The sequence below is a fragment of the Aquibium microcysteis genome (assembly GCF_014495845.1).
GTDB lineage: Bacteria > Pseudomonadota > Alphaproteobacteria > Rhizobiales > Rhizobiaceae > Aquibium > Aquibium microcysteis.
The window spans coordinates 358,351-377,831 of sequence record NZ_CP061080.1; the positions used below are offsets into that span (position 1 = coordinate 358,351).

A 19,481-nucleotide genomic window follows, 5' to 3' on the forward strand; every position below is an offset into this window, starting at 1 on the left:
GCCTCCGGAATGGACGGAAGATGACGCGATGTCAGGGGCTTGCACGGCGATGCGGAATCACCGCCGCAACGCCCTCGGTTCGCTCGGCAGCATCCGCTCCATCTCGGCCCGCACCCGCACCGCGGCCTCTTCCTTCACGGGTCCGTAGCCGCGGATCTGCATCGGCAGGGCGAGCGCCTCCGCGAGGCGGGCGTGGTTGTCGCGCGTGAGCCGGTCCAGTGCCGCGTCGACCTTGGCCTCGTACCAGCCGATCAGCTCCCGCTCCATGCGCCGCTCCGCCGTGTCGCCGAAGGGGTCGAACGGGGTGCCACGCAGCCGCTTCAATCGGGCGAGGGCCTTGAAGGGTATCCGGATCCACGGTCCGAAGGCGCGCTTCAGCGGCCGCCCGCGGGCATCGTGCCCGGTCGGCAGCAGCGGCGGAGCGAGGTGGTGGGCGATGCGGAACCCGTCCTCGAACTCCTGCGCAAGCCGCTCCGCAAAGCCCGCCTGCGTGTGCAGCCGCGCCACCTCGTACTCGTCCTTGTAGGCCATCAGCTTGAACAGCGACCGCGCCACCGCCTGCGTCAGCGCCTCGCCGCCGATCTCGCGCTCGAGCCGGCGCACGCGGTCGACCGTCCGGCGATAGCGCGCGGCGTAGCGGGCGTCCTGATAGTCGGTCAGGAAGGCCTCGCGGCGAGCGACGATCTGCTCGAGCGTCTCCTTCGCACGCGTCTTCGGCGCCAGCACGTCCTCCAGCCGCTCCGGCATGGCCTGCGCGATGCGGCCGGCGAGGAAGGCGCGGTGGTTCGCCTCGGTCGCCACGCCGTTCAGTTCGATCGCCTGCCGCAGCGCTTCCAGCGACACCGGCACCAGCCCCTGCTGCCAGGCGAAGCCGAGCATCATCACATTGGCGAAGACGCTGTCGCCGAAGAGCTTTTCCGACAGATGGTTGGCGTCGACCGTCGTCAGCGCCTCCGGTCCGGTCACGCTGGCGATGGCGGCGATCCGGCGGTCGACGGCGAGGTCCGCGTCGCGCCGCCGCACGATGTCGCCGGTCGGCATCTTCGCCAGATTGACCGCGGCCTTCATGCCCGGCCGGTAGGTGGCCGAGGCCTTGGGCGAGGACGACACGACGACGTCGCAGCCGATCAGCGCGTCGGCCGAGCAGGCGTCGATGCGCACCTGGTGCAGCGCGTCGGGACTGCGGGCGAGCCGCACGAAGGAGAGCACCGGCCCGAACTTCTGGGCAAAGCCCGTGAAGTCGAGCACCGTCGCGCCCTTCGCCTCCAGATGCGCCGCCATGGTGATCAGCTGCCCCACGGTGACGACGCCTGTGCCGCCGACGCCGGTGATCAGAAGGTCGAAGGGCTTTTCGAGCGACGGCAGGTCCGGCGCGGGCAGGGCTGCGGCTACCGCCGAAACGTCGATCCCGACGCCGGTCTGCTTCCGGCGCGTGGCGCCTCCCACAGTCACGAAGCTCGGGCAGAAGCCGTTGAGGCAGGACATGTCCTTGTTGCAGGACGACTGGTTGATGCGCCGCTTGGTGCCGAATTCGGTCTCCACCGGCTCCACCGACAGGCAGTTCGACTCCACCGAGCAGTCGCCGCAGCCCTCGCAGACGAGTTCGTTGATCACCGCGAAGGTCTTCGGGTCCTCCATTGTGCCGCGCTTGCGCCGCCGCCGCTTCTCGGTGGCGCAGGTCTGTTCGTAGATCAGCGCCGTGACGCCGGGGATCCCGCGCAGCTCGCGCTGCACGGCGTCGAGATCGCGGCGGTGGTGGATCGTGGTGGCCGCCGGGAAGTCGCCCGGCTGGAATTTCTCCGGTGCGTCGGAGACGAGCGCGATGCGCTCCACGCCCTCCGCCCGCACCGACTGGGCGATCGCCTGCACCGACACCGGCCCGTCGACCGGCTGGCCGCCGGTCATCGCCACCGCGTCGTTGTAGAGGATCTTGTAGGTGATGTTGGCGCCCGCCGCGACCGCCTGTCGGATCGCCATCGAGCCCGAATGATACCAGGTGCCTTCGCCGAGGTTCTGGAACACGTGGCCCCTGCCGGTGAAGCGCGAGGACGCGGCCCAGTTCACACCTTCGCCGCCCATCTGGATCAGCGACGTCGTCTCGCGGTCCATCCAGCTCGCCATGAAGTGGCAGCCGATGCCGGCCAGCGCCTTCGAGCCCTCGGGCACCTTGGTCGAGGTGTTGTGCGGGCAGCCCGAGCAGAAATAGGGCGTGCGAGTCGCGCCGGGCACGCTGATCGTCGGCGCCGTTTCGCGTGCGATGCGCGCCGCCCGTTCCGCGAAGCCGCGGCCGGGGAACAGGCCTTCGAGCCGTTTCGCCAGGATCGGCACGAGCAGCCGCGGCGACAGCTCGCCCGTCCACGGCACCAGCCGCTCGCCCGCTTCGTCGCGCTTGCCCACCATCACGCGCGGCTTGTGGCCGGGCCAGTCGTAGAAATATTCCTTCAGCTGGCTCTCGACGATGCCGCGCTTCTCCTCGACGACCAGCACCTCCTCCTTGCCCCGCACGAAGTCGAGCGCATCGCGCCGCGCCAGCGGCCACACCATGCCGACCTTGTAGACGTCGATGCCGAAGCGACGGCATTCCGCCGCGCCGATTCCCAGAAGCCTGAGCGCCTCCATCAGGTCGAGATGGCCCTTGCCGGTGGTGACGATGCCGAACCGGGCATCCGTCACGTCGTGGATGCGTCGGTCGATCGGATTGGCCTCGGCGAAGGCGAGGACGGCCTGCTTCTTGGCCTCCATGCGCTCCTCGATCTGCGGGCCGGGCAGGTCCGGCCAGCGATAGTGAAGCCCGCCCGGCGGCGGCGCAAAGTCTGGCGCGGCGAAGGCGCGGTCGGGCGACAGCTCGACCGAGGCGGCGGATTCGACCGTCTCGGAAATCGTCTTGAAGCCGACCCACATGCCGGAGAAGCGCGACAGCGCGTAGCCCCATTCGCCGAAGGCGAGGTATTCGGCCACGCTCGCCGGGTTCAGCGTCGGCATGAACCAGGCCATGAAGGCGACGTCGGACTGGTGCGGCATGGAGGACGAGACGCAGCCATGGTCGTCGCCCGCAACGACGAGCACGCCGCCCTGCGGCGAGGAGCCGTAGGCATTGCCGTGCTTCAGCGCGTCGCCGGCGCGGTCGACGCCGGGACCCTTGCCGTACCACAGGGCGAACACGCCATCGACGGTGCGGTGCGGGTCGGTCTCGACCTGCTGGGAGCCGAGCACGGCGGTGGCCGCCAGATCCTCGTTGACGGCCGGCAGGAACTCGATCCGGTTCTCCTCCACCAGCGTCTTCGACCGCCAGAGCTCCAGGTCGAGCCCGCCGAGCGGCGAACCGCGATAGCCCGAGACGAAACCGGCCGTGTTCCGCCCGGCGGCGCGGTCGCGGCGCGCCTGGTCGAGAACGATGCGCACCAGCGCCTGCGTGCCCGTCATGAAGACGCGGCCCGCGGGCTGCGTGTAACGGTCCTGCAGGCGATAGCGGGACAGGTCGCGGATGGGGTCGTGTGCCGTCATGGGACCTCCCATTGGGTATCCCGGACATTCTACCCGCCGAACGCCGGAAAAAGTCACCGCAATCGCCTCCGGACGGCTCCCCTCTGGAAAGTTCTGCCGCTACACCGTATCGAGACGGTAGGATCGTTCGGGAAAGGGCCTGCAGCATGGACGGGATCGGCGACGCGGACCGGCGCATCCTCAACGCCCTGCAGGCGGACGGCCGCCTGTCGAACCAGCAGCTCGCCGACCTCGCCGGAATGTCGGCCTCGGCCTGCTGGCGGCGGGTGAAGGCGCTGGAGGAGGCCGGCATCATCCGCCGCTACTGCGCCATCGTCGATCCGGTGCGCGTCGGAATGACCTTCCATGCCATCGTCCACGTCACCCTGACGCGCCACGACGAGCGCAACGTCGAGACCTTCATCGCCGAGGTGCGGCGCCGACCGGAGGTGCTCGGCTGCCAGGCCACCACCGGCGAGGCGGACTATCACCTGCGCGTCGTCTGCGCCGACCTTTCCGCCTACAACGACTTCCTCGAGCGCTTCCTGTTCCGCCTGCCCGGGGTGGCCACCGTCCGCACCAACCTCGTCCTGAAGGAGATCAAGCAGGAGACGGCGATCGCGCTGTGAGGCTGCGTGCCCGGCGGGACCGCGCAAAAAAAGGGGCGGCCGCATCGCGGACCGCCCCGAGGTTGCGGAGGCCGTTCAGCTGCCGGCGATGGCGCCGGCGATGGTCTCGATGTTGTGGCGCATCATGCCGATATAGGTGCCGGCCGGGCCGTCCGGATCGGACAGCGCGTCGGAATAGAGCGTGCCGCCGATCTTCAGATTGGTCTCGCTGGCGATCTGCTCGATCAGGCGCGTGTTGGTGATGTTCTCGACGAAGACGGCCGAGGCCTTGTCCTCGCGGATCTGGCGGATCAGAGCGGCGACGTCGGTGGCCGAGGCTTCGGCCTCGGTGGAAATGCCTTCCGGCGCCAGGAAGGTGAGGCCGTAGGTGGCCGCGAGATAGCCGAAGGCGTCGTGCGAGGTGATCAGCGTGCGCTTGTCCTGAGGAATCGCGTCGACGGCGGCGCGGATCTCGGCGTCGAGCGCGTCGAGCTTGGCCGTGTAGGCGGCGGCGTTCTGGCGGTAGCCGTCGCAGCCCGCCGCATCGTGGTCGCAGAAGGCGTCGGCGATGTTGGCGACGTAGATCTTCACGTTCGGCACCGACTGGAAGGCATGCGGGTCGACGCCGCCTTCGTGGTGGTGCCCATGCCCTTCCTCGTCATGGTCATGCCCGCCGGCCGCTTCCGTCGCATGGTCGTGCTCGCCTTCGGCATGGTCGTGCCCGTGGTCGTCGGCCTTTGTCTTGGCCTCGTCCTCGTGATGGTGGCCGTCCTCGTCCATGGCGATCGGCGTCACCCCGCGCGTCAGTTCGACCACCGGCACATCCTTGCCGCTGGCCTCGGTGAGGCGCGCCAGGAAGCCCTCGAAATGCAGCCCGTTGATCAGCACCAGATCGGCGCGCGCGACGGCCGCGGCATCGGCTGGGCGCGGCTCGTAGACGTGGGCGTCGCCGTTCGGCCCGACGAGCGTGGTCAGTTCGATGCGGTCGCCGCCGACGTTGCGGGCAAGGTCGCCGATGATGGAAAAGCTGGCGACCACCTTGAGCGGCTCGGCCGCCGCGCCCGAGAGCATCGCCGGGGAGAAGAAGACAGAGCCCGTGAGGGCAAGCAGGAATGAACGCATGTCAGGCTCCTTGTCAGACCGCGCCGGAGCCGCCCGGTCGCGGGAGGAGAGCGGACCGATCCGGCACGTTCGACATACGGTAATGTTATTACATTCGTCAATGGGTCCGGAGGGCCTTCTCCCGCTTTCGCGGCTGCCGCGACGCACCTGCGGAGCCCGGTTGCGCTTTACAAATAGAACCCGCCCTTCCAATATCGCGCCACGGTTTCCGCCGCACGTCCGGCGCGCGGGAACGGCGGTCCGGTGCACGGACAGACAATCACGGACATTTTTGGGAGAGATTCTTCATGCGTAACGCGTTTCGCAGCCTGATCGCCGCGACCGTCGCGACGACGGCGCTCGTCGCAGCCGGTGCCGCGCAGGCCGAGGACGTCAAGCTCGGCTTCCTCGGCGGCTTCACCGGTCCGATCGAGAGCCTCGTGCCGCCGATCTTCGACGCCGCCAAGCTGGCGGTCGCCCATGTCAACACCCAGGGCGGCATCCTCGACGGACAGCTGTCGATCGTCTCGGCCGATTCCACCTGCATCGACGCCACCGCCGCCTCCAACGCCGCCGACCGCATGGTCAACGCCGAGAAGGTGACCGCGCTGGTCGGCCCGCTCTGCTCGGGCGAGACGATCGCGGCGGCCAACAGCGCGGCCATCCCCGGCAACGTCGTCATCGTGTCGCCTTCGGCGACCTCGCCGGCCGTCACCGCCGTGGCCGACAACGACCTCCTGTTCCGCACCACGCCGTCCGACGCCTATTCGGGCGAGGTGCTGGCCAAGATCCTGAAGGCCAAGGGCCACGACACCATCGCGGTCACCTACGTCAACAACGACTACGGCAAGGGCTATGCCGACGCGCTGAAGTCGTCCTTCGAGGCGCTCGGCGGCACCGTGGCGGCCAATGAGGCGCATGAGGACGGCAAGGCCGACTACCGCGCCGAGATCGGCTCGCTCGCCTCGTCCGGCGCCGACATGCTGGTCGTGCTCGCCTATGTCGACGGTTCCGGCCAGACCATCGTGCGCCAGGCGCTGGAAAGCGGCGACTTCGCCAATTTTGCCGGCGGCGACGGCATGGTCGGCGACAGCCTCGTCACCGCGGTCGGCGAGGGCAAGCTCGACGGCTTCATCGGCACCAAGATCGGCCGCGCCGAAACCCCGGGCACCGCGCTCTATGCCGACCTCGCCAAGGCCGGCGGCATCGATCCCAACGCCTCCTTCGGCCCGCAGGCCTACGACGCCGCCTTCCTGCTCGCGCTGGCGATCCAGAAGAACGGCTCGGCCGGCCGCGAGGGCCTCAGCGCGGCGCTGCGCGAAGTGGCGAGCGCGCCGGGCGAGGCGATCTATCCGGGCGAGTGGGAGAAGGCCAAGAAGCTCCTCGCCGAAGGCAAGGACATCAACTACGAGGGCGCCTCGGGCGCCCAGGAGTTCGACGAGGCCGGCGACGTGCCGGGCGTCATCATCGAGATGGTCGTCGAAGGCAAGGGCTTCAAGGAAGTCGGCGAGGTCAAGTAAGGCCTGGCCTGCGAATAACGCGAAAGGCCCGGGCGGGAGACCGCCCGGGCCTTTCCTTTGGGGGGTGCGATCCTGTCGAAGGTCGTCAACCGCGGTCGGGATCGACGATCTCTCTGAACCGTTTGATTTCGGCCTCCATCTCGTCTGCGATGTGTCTCGCCGCCCGTATGGATGGCGCCGCGAGACCCGGATCGAAGCGGTCGTAGCCGTGCGCAGCGATGTGGCGGAAGCGGCGCGTCTCCTGGAGCGCCGCCGCAGTCTCACGCGAAAGGACGGCCGGCCGTTCGCGGCTGCCCTCCATCGGCCGTGCCAGCCTCAGGATCAGCGTTTCGTGCCAGTCCTCTCCGGTCGGCCGCTCCTCGCCGAGAATGTCTAGGATGCGCTTGAGCGCGGCTTCCGCCGACGTGTGTCCTGCCTGCATGGCATGCATCATGGCCATCGAAGGCATGTAGCCTTCGAGACCCGGCGCATCGAAGCCGCCGCGCCAGTAGAGTTCGAGCGAATTTCGGAAATGCAGCACCGCGGACTGACAGGCGGCTCCGACGTCCGACCAGCGTGCGTCGCTCATGCGATCACGATCGCGGACGATTTCACGCGATCGACGAATGCCGGCGAGGCGAAAGCCGTCGTCAGGATGTCGACGGCGATGCGGTGGCGTCGCCCGGCCTGTTCCGCCTGTTCCCATGCCGCACGTTCGAAGGCTGGAGGCACGTCGATGAGGATGTCCACGTCGCTGTCGTAGCGGAGCCTGTCTTCGGCAACCGAGCCGAACACGTAGAACCGGCCGCCGTGCGATCTGACGAAATCCCGCAGATCCTCAATGACCGCAGCGGCCGCCTGCCGACGACGCTCCGTCTCTCTGGCCTTGCGCTCCGGAACCGTGACGATGCTGGACATGATGGTTCCTGCGGTACTCCCGACCAAAAAATAGTCGAGCAGGGCAGTCGCTGCAAGCGACCACCTTCGACGCCACGTCACCACCTTCTTCGCCAGCAGCCCTTCCGGCGCGAAATGCGGCAGCGGCGTGATCGCCGCGGCCCCGGTCCCACCGACCGTTGCAGCCTTGCAGCGATGCCGCTGCGAAACCCGTCCGGTGCAACGATCCGATGGACGTTCCGTCGGAAGCCTGCTTATGATCCGGCCACCGTGATCGGGGCATGAGCATGGCAGAGACGTTCGATTCCGTAGACACTTACCTTGAATCGCTTCCGGAACTTTCACGCTCGATCATGGGCAGGATCCGGCAACTCATCGCCGAAGCGGCGCCCGGTGCGCAGGAGGCGATCCGCTATGGCATGCCCACCGCGCTGCTCGACGGCGCGAGCATCGTCTACTATGCGGCGTGGAAGAAGCATGTCGGCCTCTATCCGATCCATCGCGGCTCGGCCGAGTTCGAGGAGAAGGTCGGGCCCTGGCGGGACTGGAAGGACACGGTCCGCTTCCCGCTCGACGGCAACGTTCCCTTCGACGTCGTCGAGATGATCGTCGCCGCGCAGGTCGCGCGTCTGCGCCGCGAGCGCGAGCCGGCCTGAGGCCGGCTCCCCACGGCGTCAGTCGTACCGCATGACCTTTTCGGGCAGCAGACCCTTCGGGGCGAAGCGCAGCACCAGCGTGATGGTCAGGCCGATGACGAAGACGCGCATCTGCAGGGCGCGCGTGTAGAGATCGTCGGGCGCCTGCCAGCCGAACAGCTTTTCGCCCCAGGCCTCCGCGCTGGTGAACAGGAAGAGCGCGACCGGCTCCGACATGATCCAGATGACGTAGACCAGCAGCGCCCCGAAGATCGCGCCGAGATTGTTGCCGGCACCGCCGAGGATCACCATCACCCAGATCAGGAAGGTATGGTTCAGCGGCGCGAAGGAGGAGGGATCGAAGATCGTCGTGAAGGTGATCAGCGCCGCGCCGCCTAGCCCGATGATGAAATTGCCGACGACGAACATCTCCAGCCGGCGCCGGTTGATGTCCTTGCCCATGGCGGCGGCCGAGACCTCGTTGTCGCGGATCGCCCGCATCATCCGGCCCCAGGGGGAATGCCACGCGCGTTCGAGCAGCACGTAGAGCACGACGATCATCACGGCGGTCACCGCCAGATAGGCCGAGCGCGAGGCGACGAAACCGAGTTCCTGCGGCGTCGGCACCGGCCAGGGCAGGGGCGAGACGGTGAGCGTGCCGCGCGTCAGCCAGTCGGCATTCTTGAGGAAGGCCTTGACGATCTCGGCGATGCCGAGCGTGGCGATCGCCATGTAGTCGGCCCTGAGGCCGAGCGTGATGCGGCCCATCGCCCAGCCGAGCAGCCCTGCGACGACGCCGCCGGCCACCCAACCCATCCAGACAGGCAGGCCGAGCCCCCCGACGAAGCCCGCTTCCCGCTCGATCAGCGTCGCCGCCGGATCGAGCTGTCCCTGCACCGCCAGATAGGTGATCGCGGCGGCGATGAGCGTCAGCGCCGTGCGCAGGCCCTTCGGCATGCCGATCCGGGTCGAGCGCGACAACAGGATCGTCACGGCGACGCCGATCGCCAGCGTCAGCGCCGCCTGCCCGAGCATCACCGGGCCGTCGCCCTGCCAGAAGGCGTCGTTGACCGGGAAGGAGACCAGCACCGTCGTGAAGGCGGCGATCGCCACGAAGCCCATCAGGCCGACGTTGAACAGGCCCGCATAGCCCCACTGGATGGTCAGCCCGAGGGCGATGATGGCATAGCAGGCGGCTTCCGCCAGCATGCGCACGCCATAGGCGGCGCCGAGCCAGGCGAAGATGCCGGCGACGAGGAGGGCCAGGCCGGCGAAGAGGCCGGCTTCGCGCAGCGACGGACTCACGTGTTGACCCTCCCTCTGAAGATGCCGGTCGGCCGCCAGATCAGCACCGCGACCAGGATGAAGAAGGGCACGACGATCTTGTATTCCGTCGGCACGAAGGCGAGCTTGGCCGGGATCTCGATGAATTCGGGCAGGTAGGGCCGCAGCGGCCGCAGCAGCACCGACCAGTTGAACACCGCCAGCGTCTCGCTGAAGCCGACGAGCAGCCCGCCGGCGATCGCGCCATAGGGCTGGCCCACACCGCCGACGATGGCGGCCGCGAAGATCGGCAGGATGATGTTGTAGGAGAGGTCCGGCTTCAGCGTCACGTCGAGCGCGAGCAGCGTGCCGCCGGCCGCCGCCAGCGCACCCGCGATCAGCCAGGTGGTACGCACCACATGGTCGATCGATATGCCCGAGACGCGCGCGAGATCCGGATTGTCGGAGACCGCGCGCATCGCCTTGCCCATGCGCGAGCGGGTGAGGAACAGGTGCAGTGCCACCACCGCGACGATCGTGGTGGCGAAGAGCAGCAGCTGCGGCTCGGTGATCACGAGGTCGCGGCCGCCGAGCGGGATGCGGTAGATGTCCTTGGCGTCGGTGTCGACATAGAGCTGGCGCGTGCCGGTGCCGGCGAAGAGCCGCAGCAGCCCCTGCATCATCAGCATGACGCCGATCGAGGTCATCACCATCACCACCGGCTTGACACCTGCCTTGCGCATCGGCCGGTAGAAGGTCCGGTCGAGCCCGACGGCGAAGAGCGCGGTGACGGCCATGGCGATCGGCATCAGCACGAAGGCCGTCGGCAGCCCGACCGCGGCACCCGCGCCGGGGAACATCCACAAAAGCACCAGCGCCACGAAGGCGCCGGCCGTCATCATGTCGCCATGCGGGAAATGCGCGAAGCGCAGGATGCCGAAGATCAGCGTCACGCCGACGGCGCCGAGCGCATAGACCGAGCCGATGATCAGCCCGGCGATGACGACCTTGTTCAGGAAGAACACGATCTCGTTCATCGGCAGGATCGTGAGCAGGCCGGCCTCAGGCATGGTCGGCTCCTCCGCCCAGAAAGCTCTTCGCCACCTCGGGATCGGCGAGCAGTTCCGCGCCGGTGCCGGTGAAGCGGTTGCGGCCGCCGGCCAGGACGAAGCCGCGATGCGCCAGCGCCAGCGCCTGACGGGCGTTCTGTTCCACCATCAGGATGCCGACCCCGGCCCTGTTGACCGCGACGATCCGATCGAAGATCTCGCCCATGTAGCGCGGCGACAGCCCCGCCGTCGGCTCGTCCAGCAGCAGGAGCCGCGGTTCGGTCATCAGGGCCCGGCCGATCGCCACCATCTGGCGCTGCCCGCCCGACAGTTCGCCCGCCGGCTGGCGACGCTTGTCCTTCAGCGGCGGGAAGAAGCCGTAGACCTGGTCGATCAGGTGCCGGAAGGAATCGCGCCGCACATAGGCGCCCATTTCAAGATTCTCCTCCACCGACATGGTCGGAAACACGTTGAACTCCTGCGGCACGTAGGACAGCCCTTCCAGCACCAGCTTCTCCGGCGCCATGTTGGTGACCGTCCTGCCGTCGAAGACCACGCTGCCTTCGCCGACCTTGAGCAGCCCGAACAGCGCCTTCAGCGTCGTCGACTTGCCGGCGCCGTTGGGGCCGACGATGACGCCGATCTGGTCGGCATCGATGGCGATCGACACGCCGTTGAGGATGTTGGCGCCGCCATAGCCGCCATGGATGTTCGTCATCTCGAGCAGCGGCATCAGCGTGACTCCGCGGCCGGCGCGCCGCCGAAATAGGCCTCGATCACTTCCGGATCGTTGCGGATCTGCGCCATCGGCCCCTGCATCATCACGCTGCCGGCCGCCATCACGATGACCGGGTCGCAGAGCCGGGCGATCAGGTCCATGTCGTGCTCGATGACGAAGAAGGTCAGGCCCTCCTCGCGGTTGAGGCGCTGCACCACCGCGGCGAGGTCGTTGAGCAGCGTGCGGTTGACGCCCGCCGCGATCTCGTCTAGCAGAACGACGCGCGGCTTCGCCATCATCACGCGGCCGAGTTCCAGCAGCTTCTTCTGCCCGCCCGAGAGATTGCCCGCCCGCTCGTTCTTCACGTGGCCGAGGCGGATGATCTCGATCACCTCCTCGGCGCGGCGCCGCACCTCGGCCTCCTGCGCCATCACGGCGCCGCGGCGGAAGCAGGCCGAGAACAGGCTCTCACCCGACTGGTCGGCAGGAACCATCATCAGGTTCTCGATCGCCGTCATGTTGGAAAAATCCTGCGCGATCTGGAAGGTGCGCAGCAGGCCGCGGCCGAACAGTTCGTGCGCCTTCAGTCCGGTCACGTCCTGCCCGTCGAGCAGGATCCGGCCGGACGAGGGCGCAAACGCGCCTGCCACCATGTTGAACAGCGTCGTCTTGCCCGCACCGTTCGGACCGATCAGCCCGGTGATCGAGCCCTTCTCGACCGACAGCGAGCAATGGTCGACCGCCAGCACGTTGCCGAAGCGCTTCGACACGTCCTTTACGTCGATGATGGTCGGCATGCGCCCGCCGGACTCCCTTTGCCGGGCGCGGCGCTTGCTGCGCCTGTTCTCATCGTCCCGGATGCGCCCGGTGATAGACTGGCCCGGCGGCGCTTGACAAGGAAAAGCCGGCCGGAAGGCCCGCTTTCGCGGCTTATCCCCACGTCCCGCGCGTCATTTGGCGGGAATGCGCGCCGTCCCGCCCCGCTTCAGGTTCAGCATGTTGCCGAACAGGATCATCCCGGCCCCGAGCGCGGTGAAGACGTCGATCGCCTCGGCATAGACGAGATAGCCGACGACGGCGGCGAGCGGCACCCGCAGGAAGTCCATCGGCACGACGATCGTCGCCTCGGCATGCACCATGGCGCGCGCCATGCAGTAGTGGGAGAAGGAGCCGCAGAAGGCGACGAGCACGATCCAGGGCCAGTCCTGCGCCGACGGCGTCTTCCAGACCATGAGCGCGGGAACGAGCCCCAGCACCGACTGGATGACCAGCATCCAGAAGATGATGGTGGTGACGCTGTCGCGCCGCGTCAGCGCCTTGACCATGATCACCGAGACCGCGAAGGTCACCGCCGAGGCGAGCGCGAGCAGCTGACCGAGATTGAAGTCGGCTCCAGGCCGCACGATGATCGCCACGCCCGCCAGGCCGAGCGCGATCGAGGCCGACTTGCGCCAGCCGATGCGCTCGCCGAGGAAGATCGCCGCCAGGATCGCCGTCCAGATCGGCATCGTGAACTCGATCGAGATCAGCTGGGCGATGGGGATGAGCGTCAGCGCGTAGAGCCAGAGATACTGGCCGGTATAGTGGACGACGTTGCGGCCCACGTGCTGGCCGAAGGCCGTCGTGCGCAGCGACCGCAAGCCCCCCGCCATCATCACCAGCGGCATCAGCAGCACCAGCCCGATCGACGAGCGCATGACCATGATCTGGAAGACGTCGAGTTCGCGCGTGGCTTCGCGACCGGCGACCGTCATGGTCAGCATCAATGCGAGCCAGCCGCCCATCCAGAGCGCGGCCTTGGGAAGGGAGGCCTGATCGTTCATCGCCCGTCTGTGGCAAAGCCCGCCCGACGCCGCAAGCCCGCGCCGACGGGCGGATGTTGGGCCAGGGGAGCCGGATCACCCGTGCGCGCGAAGGCGGTTCATGAGGTCGGGGAGGGGGAGCGCCGTCACCTCGTCGCGGAGTGGAAAGGCCTCGCTGCCCGGATAGACCAGGAACCGGGCCGTCGGCTTGACGTCGTCGCAGGCGTTGTGGAAGCCCTTCGTGCGTGCGGGCGCGCTGCTGCGCTTCACCTCGATCGCCCAGAGTTCCTTGCCGAAGCGGAGCAGCAGGTCGATCTCTGCCCCGGCACTGGTCCGGTAGAAGGAAGGCTCCGTGCCATTCGGGGCGACCGCCAGGAGGTTCTCGATGACGAAGCCCTCCCAGCTGCCGCCCACCACCGGATGGCCAAGGACTTCGTCGAGATCCTTCAGCCCGAGCAGGGCGTGGACGATCCCGCTGTCGCGGACATAGGTCTTCGGGCTCTTGACCAGCCGCTTCCCGACATTGGCGAACCATGGCTGCAGCCTGCGGACGAGGAGCAGGTCCACCATCAGGTCGAGATAGCTCGCGGCCGTCGGGCTGGTCACGCCCAGCGAGCCGGCGAGATTGGAGGCGTTGAAGATCTGTCCCTGGTGATGCGCCAGCATCGTCCAGAAGCGGCGAAGCGTGGTCGCCGCAATGCGCGGCCCCAGCGACGGAATGTCCCTTTCGAGGTAGGTGCGGATGAAATCGAGGCGCCAGTCGAAGCTCTCCGCCGCGTCGAGGAACGCTTCAGGAAATCCGCCTCGCGTCCACAGTGCGTCGATGCGATCGGTGCCCACTTCGAGCAGGTTGAGCGGCGGAAGGTCGATATAGGCGATGCGGCCCGCAAGCGACTCCGACGACTGGCGCAGCAGGTCGTTGCCGGCCGATCCCAGGAGGAGGAATTGACCGGTCCGGCGTCCGCGACGCCGGTTGATGTCGATCTGGCTGCGCAGCACCGGAAACAGGTCCGGCAAGCGCTGGATCTCATCGAGGATGATCAGCCGGTCGGGAATGCTCTCGAAGTAGAGGTCGGCGTTCTGGATCTTCGCAAGGTCGGACGGCCGCTCCAGGTCCAGGTATACGGAGGGCATGCGCTCGGCGATATCGAGGGCCAGCGTCGTCTTGCCGACCTGACGTGGACCGAGCAGGGCGACCGCGGCGCGCCCGTTTAGAGCCGCCAGAACGCGATCGAGGTGAATTCGCCGTAACATCCTTGCAAATTTAAAGCGGGATTTTAAATTTGCAAGGATAAAGGCGGGTGCGGGCGCTCCGGCCGGCGAACGGAGGCGGTATCCTCACCCCGGCAGCACCGCCGTCGCCTCGATCTCGACCTTCGCCCGGTCCTCGATCAGCGCCACCACCTGCACCATGGTCATGGCCGGGAAATGCTTGCCCATCACCGCGCGGTAGGCCTGGCCGATTTCCGGCAGACGGGTGAGATACTCGGCCTTGTCGGTGACGAACCAGGTCAGCCGGACGAGGTGGCGCGGCTCCGCGCCGGCTTCCGCGAGCACGGCGGCGATGTTCTCCAGTGCCTGGCGCACCTGGCCGACGAAGTCGTCGGTCTCGAACTCCTGGTCGCCGTTCCAGCCGATCTGTCCGCCGATCCAGACGGTGCGTCCTTCGGCCAGCATGCCGTTGGCATAGCCCTTTGCCGGTTTCCAGTGCGACGGGTGCAGTTCCCGCGTTTCGGGCGTGTTCGCCATTCGAGGTTCCTCCAGTCAGACGCCGAGAAGGCGGTCGCGTATGTCGTCGGTGAGGGCTGCCGGCACGCCGCTCCAGGCGGTGCGGCCCTTTTCGATGATGGTGCAGCGGTCGGCGACCGGCAGCAGTTCGGCCATGGTCTTGTCGACCACCAGGATCGACTGGCCCTCGGCCTTCAGCGTGCGGATCGAGGCCCAGATGTCGTGCCGGATGACCGGGGCCAGGCCCTCCGTGGCCTCGTCGAGGATCAGCAGCCGCGGATTGGTCATCAGCGCCCGGCCGATCGCCAGCATCTGCTGCTCGCCGCCCGACAGCGTCGAGGCGAACTGGTCGCGCCGTTCGGCGAGCCGCGGGAACAGGCTCTCGATGCGCGCCAGCGTCCATTGCCCCGGCCGCGCGGCGGCGACGAGGTTCTCGCGCACGGTCAGGTTGGGGAAGCAGCGGCGGCCCTCCGGCACCAGTCCGATGCCGAGCCTTGCGACGCGGAAGGCGCGCAGGCCGGCGGTGTCGCGGCCGCCGAAGGCGATGCGTCCCTTGCGCGGCGGGTTGAGCCGGCAGATCGAGCGGATCGTCGTCGTCTTGCCCATGCCGTTGCGGCCCATCAGCGCCACGACCTCGCCCTCGGCGACCGTGAGATCGACGCCGAACAGCGCTTGGCTGGCGCCGTAGAAGGTCTCGATGCCGGAGACGTCGAGGAGCATGGTCACGCCTCCTCTCCCAGATAGGCGCGGCGCACCTCGGCGTCGGCGCGGATCTCGCTCACCGTGCCGGTCGCGATCACCCGGCCATAGACCAGCACCGAGATGCGGTCGGCCAGCGCGAAGACGGCGTCCATGTCGTGCTCGACGAGCAGGATCGGCGCCTCCGCGCGCAGCTGGTCGAGGAAACCGGTCAGCGTCTTGGAGCCTTCCGGGTCCATCCCGGCCATCGGCTCGTCGAGCAGGAAGGCCTTGGAGCCCAGCGCCAGCGCGATGGCGATCTCGAGCTGGCGCCGCTCGCCATGCGAGAGTTCGGCGGCGGGGATGGCCGCGCGGTCCGCGAGGCCGACCCGCTCCAGCATCGCCAGCGCCGGCTCCGTCAGCGAGCGGTCGCGCATCACCGGCTTGAAGAACCGGAAGCTCGTGCCCTGGCGCGCCTGGACGGCGAGCATGACGTTGCGCAGGGCGGAAAATTCCGGCGTCAGCGACGAGATCTGGAACGTCCGCCCGAGCCCCATCCGCGCCCGTTCGGGCACGCCGAGCGCGCCGACGTCGCGGCCGAGGAAGCGGATCGTGCCCGTGTCGGGCCTGAGGCTGCCGGCGATCTGGTGGATCAGCGTCGACTTGCCGGCGCCGTTCGGCCCGATCAGCGCGTGGATCTCGCCGGGCCTGAGGTCGAGCGACACGTCGTCCGTCGCCTTCAGCGCGCCGAAGGTCTTGGTCAGGTTGGAAAGCTGCAGGATCGGCTCAGCCATGGCGTGCCTTTCCGGCCAGCAGCCCGACGACGCCGCCGCGCGCGAACAGCACGACGGTGAGCAGGAGCAGGCCGAGGAACAGCTGCCAGCGTTCGGTGATCCCGCCGAGGAAATACTCGAACGCGACGTAGAGCATGGCGCCCGCCACCGGGCCGGCCAGCCGCCCGACGCCGCCGAGGATGATCAGCACGATCAGTTCGCCCGACATGTGCCAGGACAGCATCGACGGGCTGACGAAGCGGTTGAGGTCGGCAAACAGCGCGCCGGCGACGCCCGTCACCATGGCCGAGACAACGAAGGCGGCGAGCCGGATGCGGTAGGGCGCGATGCCGACGGTCGCCAGCCGCCGCTCGTTCTGCCGCGCCGCCTGGAGCGCGGCGCCGAAGCGCGAACCGCGCAGCAGCGCAAACAGCGCCAGCCCCGCGAGGAGCAGCCCGAAGCAGATGAAGAAGAAACTGAGCCCGTCGAGCGTGTTGACGCCCGGGAAGCGGTTGCGGACGTAGATCGACAGCCCGTCTTCGCCGCCATAGGCCGGCCAGGAGATGGCGAAGTAGAAGATCATCTGCGCGAAGGCCAGCGTGATCATGATGAAGTAGACGCCGGCCGTCCTGAGGCTGATGGCCCCGATCGCCAGCGCCACGAGCCCCGACGCCACGATGGCCACGCCCCAGATGACGGGCATGGCGTTGGTTCCGGGCAGGCCGAAGGCAAGCGGCTCCATGTTGAACGCATGGCTGGCCAAAATGCCCGCCGCATAGCCGCCGATGCCGAAGAAGGCGGCGTGGCCGAAGGAGACGAGCCCGCCGAGGCCGAGCGCGATGTTGAGGCCGACCGCGGCCAGCGCCAGGATCGCCATGCGAGTGGCGAGCGTGACGTAGAAGGTCTCGCCCGCCGCCGTCGCCCAGAGGGGGATGGCCAGCAGTGCGAGCACGATGGCGGTACTGATCAGGGTTTCGCGGCTCACGGGCGCATCCTCAGCCGGCAGCGGCAAACAGGCCGCGCGGGCGGATCGCCAGCACCAGCGCCATGAAGACGTAGATCAGGATGGAAGCGAGCGAGGCGCCGATGCTGGCCGCCGCCGACGGTCCCATGAAGGCGGCGAGCGCGGCGGGCAGCAGGAAGCGGCCGAGCGTATCGATCAGCCCGATGAGCAGGGCACCCACCAGCGCGCCGTGGATCGAGCCGATGCCGCCGATGACGATGACGACGAAGGCGAGGATGAGCACCGGTTCGCCCATCCCCACCTGCACCGACTGGATCGCGCCGACCAGCGCGCCGGCAAGCCCGGCCAGTGCCGCGCCGAGCGCGAAGACGACGGTGTAGAGCGTGCGGATGTCGACGCCGAGCGCGCCGATCATCTCGCGGTCGCTCTCGCCGGCGCGGATGCGCATGCCGAGCCGCGTGCGGGTGATGAGCAGGTGCAGGCCGATGGCCACGGCGATGCCGACGCCGATGATCGCCACGCGATAGAGCGGATAGGCCGAGCCGCCGGGCAGCGGGATGGCACCGGAGAGCAGCGGCGGTATGTTCAGATAGAGCGGGATCGAGCCGAAGATCCAGCGCGTGCCTTCCGAAAAGACGAGGATCAGCGCGAAGGTGGCCAGCACCTGGTCGAGATGGTCGCGCTCGTAGAGCCGCCGGATGACGCTGACCTCGATCAGCGCGCCGGCCGCCGCCGCCGCCGCGAGACTGGCGATCAGCCCGAGCCAGAACGAACCGGTCGCGGCCGCCACCGCCGCGCAGGCGAAGGCGCCGACCATGTAGAGCGAGCCGTGCGCGAGGTTGATCAGCCCCATGACGCCGAAGATCAGCGTCAGCCCGGCCGCCATCAGGAACAGCATGACGCCAAACTGGAGGCCGTTGAGGATCTGCTCGATGAGGAGGGCGGTTTGCAAGCGTCGGTCCCCGGACCGGTGGATTTGCGATCCCTTCTCCCCGTTCACGGGGAGAAGGTGGCCCGAAGGGCCCGATGAGGGGCAGAGCAGGTGCTGAAAGGGCGGCCGCGGCACTGCTGCCGCAGCTCCTCATCCACCTGCCGGTACCTTCTCCCCGCAGCCGGGGAGAAGGCGGCCGTCACATCTTGCAGTCTTTGGCGTAGGCGTCCTCGTGGTTCTCGAAGGCGGTGCCGACGATCTTGTTGGTCAGCACGTCGCCTTCCTTCACCACCTCGCGCACGTAGATGTTCTGGATCGGGTGCTGGTTGGTGTTGAACTTGAACGAGCCGCGCACGCTGTCGAAGTCGGCTTCCTTCAGCGCCGCCTTGAAGGCGTCCTTGTCGGAGATCGATGCCTTGCCCATCGCCGAAAGGATCAGGTTCGCCGTGTCGTAGGCCTGGGCGGCATAGACCGAGGGAAGGCGATTGTATTCGGCCTTGAAGGCCGCGACGAAGGCCTTGTTGGCCTCGTTGTCGAGGTCCGGCGACCAGGAGGCGGAGTTCTTCACGCCGATCGCCGCGTCGCCGATGGCCGGCAGCACGTCCTGGCTGAACGAGAAGGCGGGGCCCATCAGCGGCAGGTCGACGCCCGACTGCGCCCACTGCTTGGTGAAGGCGATGCCCATGCCGCCCGGCAGGAAGAAGAACACCGCGTCGGCGCCCGAGGCGCGGATCTGCGCGATCTCCGCCGCATAGTCGGTCTGGCCGAGCTGGGTGTAGACCTCGCCGGCGAGCTCGCCCTTGTAGAAGCGCTTGAAGCCGGTCAGCGAATCCTTGCCGGCCGGATAGTTCGGCGCCAGGATGAAGACCTTCTTGTAGTCCTTGTTGGCGTACTCGCCCATCGCCTCGTGGAAATTGTCGTTCTGGTAGGCGACGTTGAAATAGTTGGCGTTGCAGTTGGCGCCCGCCAGCGGCGAGGGACCGGCATTCGGCGACAGGTAGATGATGCCCTGGCCGGTGACGCTCGGCACGACCGCCATGGCGAGGTTCGACCAGATGATGCCGGTCAGGATGTCGACCTTCTCGCTCTGGATCATCTTGTCGGCGATCTGCACCGCGATCTCCGGCTTCATGGCGTCGTCCTCGGTGACGACCGTCACGTCGGGATTGTTCGCCTGCTTCATGGCCAGCGCGAAGGCGTCGCGCACGTCGACGCCGAGGCCGGCGCCGCCGCCCGACAGCGTGGTGATCATGCCGATCTTGACCGGCTCCGCATAGGCCAGGCCGCTCGCGCTCATGGCGAGGCCCATCAGCCCGGCTGCGATGATCTTGTTCATGGTCAGTCTCCCTTTT

At 68.0% G+C, this 19,481-nt stretch carries 19 protein-coding genes; 3 read left to right on the top strand and 16 right to left on the bottom strand.

All coding sequences use genetic code 11. The features are described 5' to 3' along the window. Window positions 1-57: 57 nt before the first annotated feature. Complete coding sequence (locus tag IAI54_RS01740; RefSeq protein ID WP_187970722.1) at window positions 58-3,504, bottom strand: indolepyruvate ferredoxin oxidoreductase family protein; 3,447 nt, start codon at window positions 3,502-3,504, stop codon at window positions 58-60. A gap of 146 nt (window positions 3,505-3,650) precedes the next feature. Here IAI54_RS01740 and IAI54_RS01745 point away from each other — a divergent pair, with 146 nt between their 5' ends. Continuing rightward, window positions 3,651-4,112 (top strand): Lrp/AsnC family transcriptional regulator, encoded by a 462-nt coding sequence (locus IAI54_RS01745; RefSeq protein ID WP_187970723.1) that lies wholly within the window; start codon window positions 3,651-3,653, stop codon window positions 4,110-4,112. Window positions 4,113-4,187: 75 nt separating this feature from the next. On the opposite strand, the gene aztC is transcribed toward IAI54_RS01745, so the two are convergent. After that, on the bottom strand, window positions 4,188-5,213 hold the full coding sequence (gene aztC / locus IAI54_RS01750; RefSeq protein WP_187970724.1) for a zinc ABC transporter substrate-binding protein AztC: 1,026 nt from the start codon (window positions 5,211-5,213) through the stop codon (window positions 4,188-4,190). 287 nt (window positions 5,214-5,500) lie between these two features. Here aztC and IAI54_RS01755 point away from each other — a divergent pair, with 287 nt between their 5' ends. Then, the gene (locus tag IAI54_RS01755; RefSeq protein ID WP_187970725.1) at window positions 5,501-6,712 is read left to right on the top strand and encodes an ABC transporter substrate-binding protein; all 1,212 of its coding nucleotides are present in this window, start codon (window positions 5,501-5,503) and stop codon (window positions 6,710-6,712) included. An 85-nt stretch (window positions 6,713-6,797) separates the two neighbouring features. Here IAI54_RS01755 and IAI54_RS01760 read toward each other — a convergent pair whose 3' ends face one another. Both IAI54_RS01760 and IAI54_RS01765 read right to left on the bottom strand, forming a co-directional pair. Beyond that, complete coding sequence (locus tag IAI54_RS01760) at window positions 6,798-7,280, bottom strand: ribonuclease toxin HepT-like protein (RefSeq protein ID WP_187970726.1); 483 nt, start codon at window positions 7,278-7,280, stop codon at window positions 6,798-6,800. Continuing rightward, a complete protein-coding gene (locus tag IAI54_RS01765) occupies window positions 7,277-7,609 on the bottom strand; it encodes a nucleotidyltransferase family protein (RefSeq protein ID WP_187970727.1) in 333 nt (110 codons plus the stop codon). The genes IAI54_RS01760 and IAI54_RS01765 overlap by 4 nt, the downstream gene beginning before the upstream one ends. A 266-nt stretch (window positions 7,610-7,875) precedes the next feature. On the opposite strand from IAI54_RS01765, the gene IAI54_RS01770 reads away from it, so the two are divergent. After that, window positions 7,876-8,244, top strand: coding sequence for an iron chaperone (locus tag IAI54_RS01770; protein ID WP_187970728.1), 369 nt, complete (start codon window positions 7,876-7,878; stop codon window positions 8,242-8,244). An 18-nt stretch (window positions 8,245-8,262) separates the two neighbouring features. On the opposite strand, the gene IAI54_RS01775 is transcribed toward IAI54_RS01770, so the two are convergent. The 12 genes from IAI54_RS01775 to IAI54_RS01830 all read right to left on the bottom strand — a co-directional run bounded on the left by IAI54_RS01775 (window position 8,263) and on the right by IAI54_RS01830 (window position 19,465). After that, window positions 8,263-9,528, bottom strand: coding sequence for a branched-chain amino acid ABC transporter permease (locus tag IAI54_RS01775; protein WP_235679220.1), 1,266 nt, complete (start codon window positions 9,526-9,528; stop codon window positions 8,263-8,265). After that, window positions 9,525-10,556: a branched-chain amino acid ABC transporter permease gene (locus IAI54_RS01780; protein WP_235679221.1), complete on the bottom strand. Its 1,032-nt coding sequence runs from the start codon at window positions 10,554-10,556 to the stop codon at window positions 9,525-9,527. Before IAI54_RS01780 ends, IAI54_RS01775 begins: the two co-directional genes overlap by 4 nt. After that, window positions 10,549-11,268, bottom strand: a complete 720-nt coding sequence (locus tag IAI54_RS01785) for an ABC transporter ATP-binding protein (protein WP_187970729.1) — start codon at window positions 11,266-11,268, stop codon at window positions 10,549-10,551. Before IAI54_RS01785 ends, IAI54_RS01780 begins: the two co-directional genes overlap by 8 nt. Further along, window positions 11,268-12,050: an ABC transporter ATP-binding protein gene (locus IAI54_RS01790; protein ID WP_187970730.1), complete on the bottom strand. Its 783-nt coding sequence runs from the start codon at window positions 12,048-12,050 to the stop codon at window positions 11,268-11,270. The genes IAI54_RS01785 and IAI54_RS01790 overlap by 1 nt, the downstream gene beginning before the upstream one ends. Before the next feature lie 153 nt (window positions 12,051-12,203). Next, window positions 12,204-13,076 carry a DMT family transporter gene (locus IAI54_RS01795; RefSeq protein WP_187970731.1) on the bottom strand — a complete coding sequence of 291 codons (873 nt, stop codon included), beginning with the start codon at window positions 13,074-13,076 and terminating at the stop codon, window positions 12,204-12,206. Window positions 13,077-13,151: 75 nt separating this feature from the next. Then, the gene (locus tag IAI54_RS01800; protein ID WP_187970732.1) at window positions 13,152-14,309 is read right to left on the bottom strand and encodes an ATP-binding protein; all 1,158 of its coding nucleotides are present in this window, start codon (window positions 14,307-14,309) and stop codon (window positions 13,152-13,154) included. A gap of 84 nt (window positions 14,310-14,393) precedes the next feature. Next, window positions 14,394-14,804 (bottom strand): RidA family protein, encoded by a 411-nt coding sequence (locus IAI54_RS01805; protein ID WP_187970733.1) that lies wholly within the window; start codon window positions 14,802-14,804, stop codon window positions 14,394-14,396. 15 nt (window positions 14,805-14,819) lie between these two features. Further along, on the bottom strand, window positions 14,820-15,503 hold the full coding sequence (locus IAI54_RS01810; protein ID WP_187972974.1) for an ABC transporter ATP-binding protein: 684 nt from the start codon (window positions 15,501-15,503) through the stop codon (window positions 14,820-14,822). A gap of 2 nt (window positions 15,504-15,505) precedes the next feature. Next, the gene (locus IAI54_RS01815) at window positions 15,506-16,255 is read right to left on the bottom strand and encodes an ABC transporter ATP-binding protein (RefSeq protein WP_187970734.1); all 750 of its coding nucleotides are present in this window, start codon (window positions 16,253-16,255) and stop codon (window positions 15,506-15,508) included. Then, the gene (locus IAI54_RS01820) at window positions 16,248-17,219 is read right to left on the bottom strand and encodes a branched-chain amino acid ABC transporter permease (RefSeq protein WP_187970735.1); all 972 of its coding nucleotides are present in this window, start codon (window positions 17,217-17,219) and stop codon (window positions 16,248-16,250) included. Before IAI54_RS01820 ends, IAI54_RS01815 begins: the two co-directional genes overlap by 8 nt. A 10-nt stretch (window positions 17,220-17,229) precedes the next feature. Continuing rightward, window positions 17,230-18,150, bottom strand: a complete 921-nt coding sequence (locus IAI54_RS01825) for a branched-chain amino acid ABC transporter permease (RefSeq protein ID WP_187970736.1) — start codon at window positions 18,148-18,150, stop codon at window positions 17,230-17,232. 178 nt (window positions 18,151-18,328) lie between these two features. Continuing rightward, window positions 18,329-19,465 (bottom strand): ABC transporter substrate-binding protein, encoded by a 1,137-nt coding sequence (locus tag IAI54_RS01830; RefSeq protein ID WP_187970737.1) that lies wholly within the window; start codon window positions 19,463-19,465, stop codon window positions 18,329-18,331. Window positions 19,466-19,481: the final 16 nt, after the last annotated feature.

Coding starts and splice junctions, on each gene's coding strand:
- IAI54_RS01740 (WP_187970722.1), bottom strand. CDS start 3,504: ATGACGGCACACGACCCCATCCGCGACCTGTCCCGCTATCGCCTGCAG.
- IAI54_RS01745 (WP_187970723.1), top strand. CDS start 3,651: ATGGACGGGATCGGCGACGCGGACCGGCGCATCCTCAACGCCCTGCAG.
- aztC (WP_187970724.1), bottom strand. CDS start 5,213: ATGCGTTCATTCCTGCTTGCCCTCACGGGCTCTGTCTTCTTCTCCCCG.
- IAI54_RS01755 (WP_187970725.1), top strand. CDS start 5,501: ATGCGTAACGCGTTTCGCAGCCTGATCGCCGCGACCGTCGCGACGACG.
- IAI54_RS01760 (WP_187970726.1), bottom strand. CDS start 7,280: ATGAGCGACGCACGCTGGTCGGACGTCGGAGCCGCCTGTCAGTCCGCG.
- IAI54_RS01765 (WP_187970727.1), bottom strand. CDS start 7,609: ATGTCCAGCATCGTCACGGTTCCGGAGCGCAAGGCCAGAGAGACGGAG.
- IAI54_RS01770 (WP_187970728.1), top strand. CDS start 7,876: ATGGCAGAGACGTTCGATTCCGTAGACACTTACCTTGAATCGCTTCCG.
- IAI54_RS01780 (WP_235679221.1), bottom strand. CDS start 10,556: ATGCCTGAGGCCGGCCTGCTCACGATCCTGCCGATGAACGAGATCGTG.
- IAI54_RS01785 (WP_187970729.1), bottom strand. CDS start 11,268: ATGCCGCTGCTCGAGATGACGAACATCCATGGCGGCTATGGCGGCGCC.
- IAI54_RS01790 (WP_187970730.1), bottom strand. CDS start 12,050: ATGCCGACCATCATCGACGTAAAGGACGTGTCGAAGCGCTTCGGCAAC.
- IAI54_RS01795 (WP_187970731.1), bottom strand. CDS start 13,076: ATGAACGATCAGGCCTCCCTTCCCAAGGCCGCGCTCTGGATGGGCGGC.
- IAI54_RS01800 (WP_187970732.1), bottom strand. CDS start 14,309: ATGTTACGGCGAATTCACCTCGATCGCGTTCTGGCGGCTCTAAACGGG.
- IAI54_RS01805 (WP_187970733.1), bottom strand. CDS start 14,804: ATGGCGAACACGCCCGAAACGCGGGAACTGCACCCGTCGCACTGGAAA.
- IAI54_RS01810 (WP_187972974.1), bottom strand. CDS start 15,503: ATGCTCCTCGACGTCTCCGGCATCGAGACCTTCTACGGCGCCAGCCAA.
- IAI54_RS01815 (WP_187970734.1), bottom strand. CDS start 16,255: ATGGCTGAGCCGATCCTGCAGCTTTCCAACCTGACCAAGACCTTCGGC.
- IAI54_RS01830 (WP_187970737.1), bottom strand. CDS start 19,465: ATGAACAAGATCATCGCAGCCGGGCTGATGGGCCTCGCCATGAGCGCG.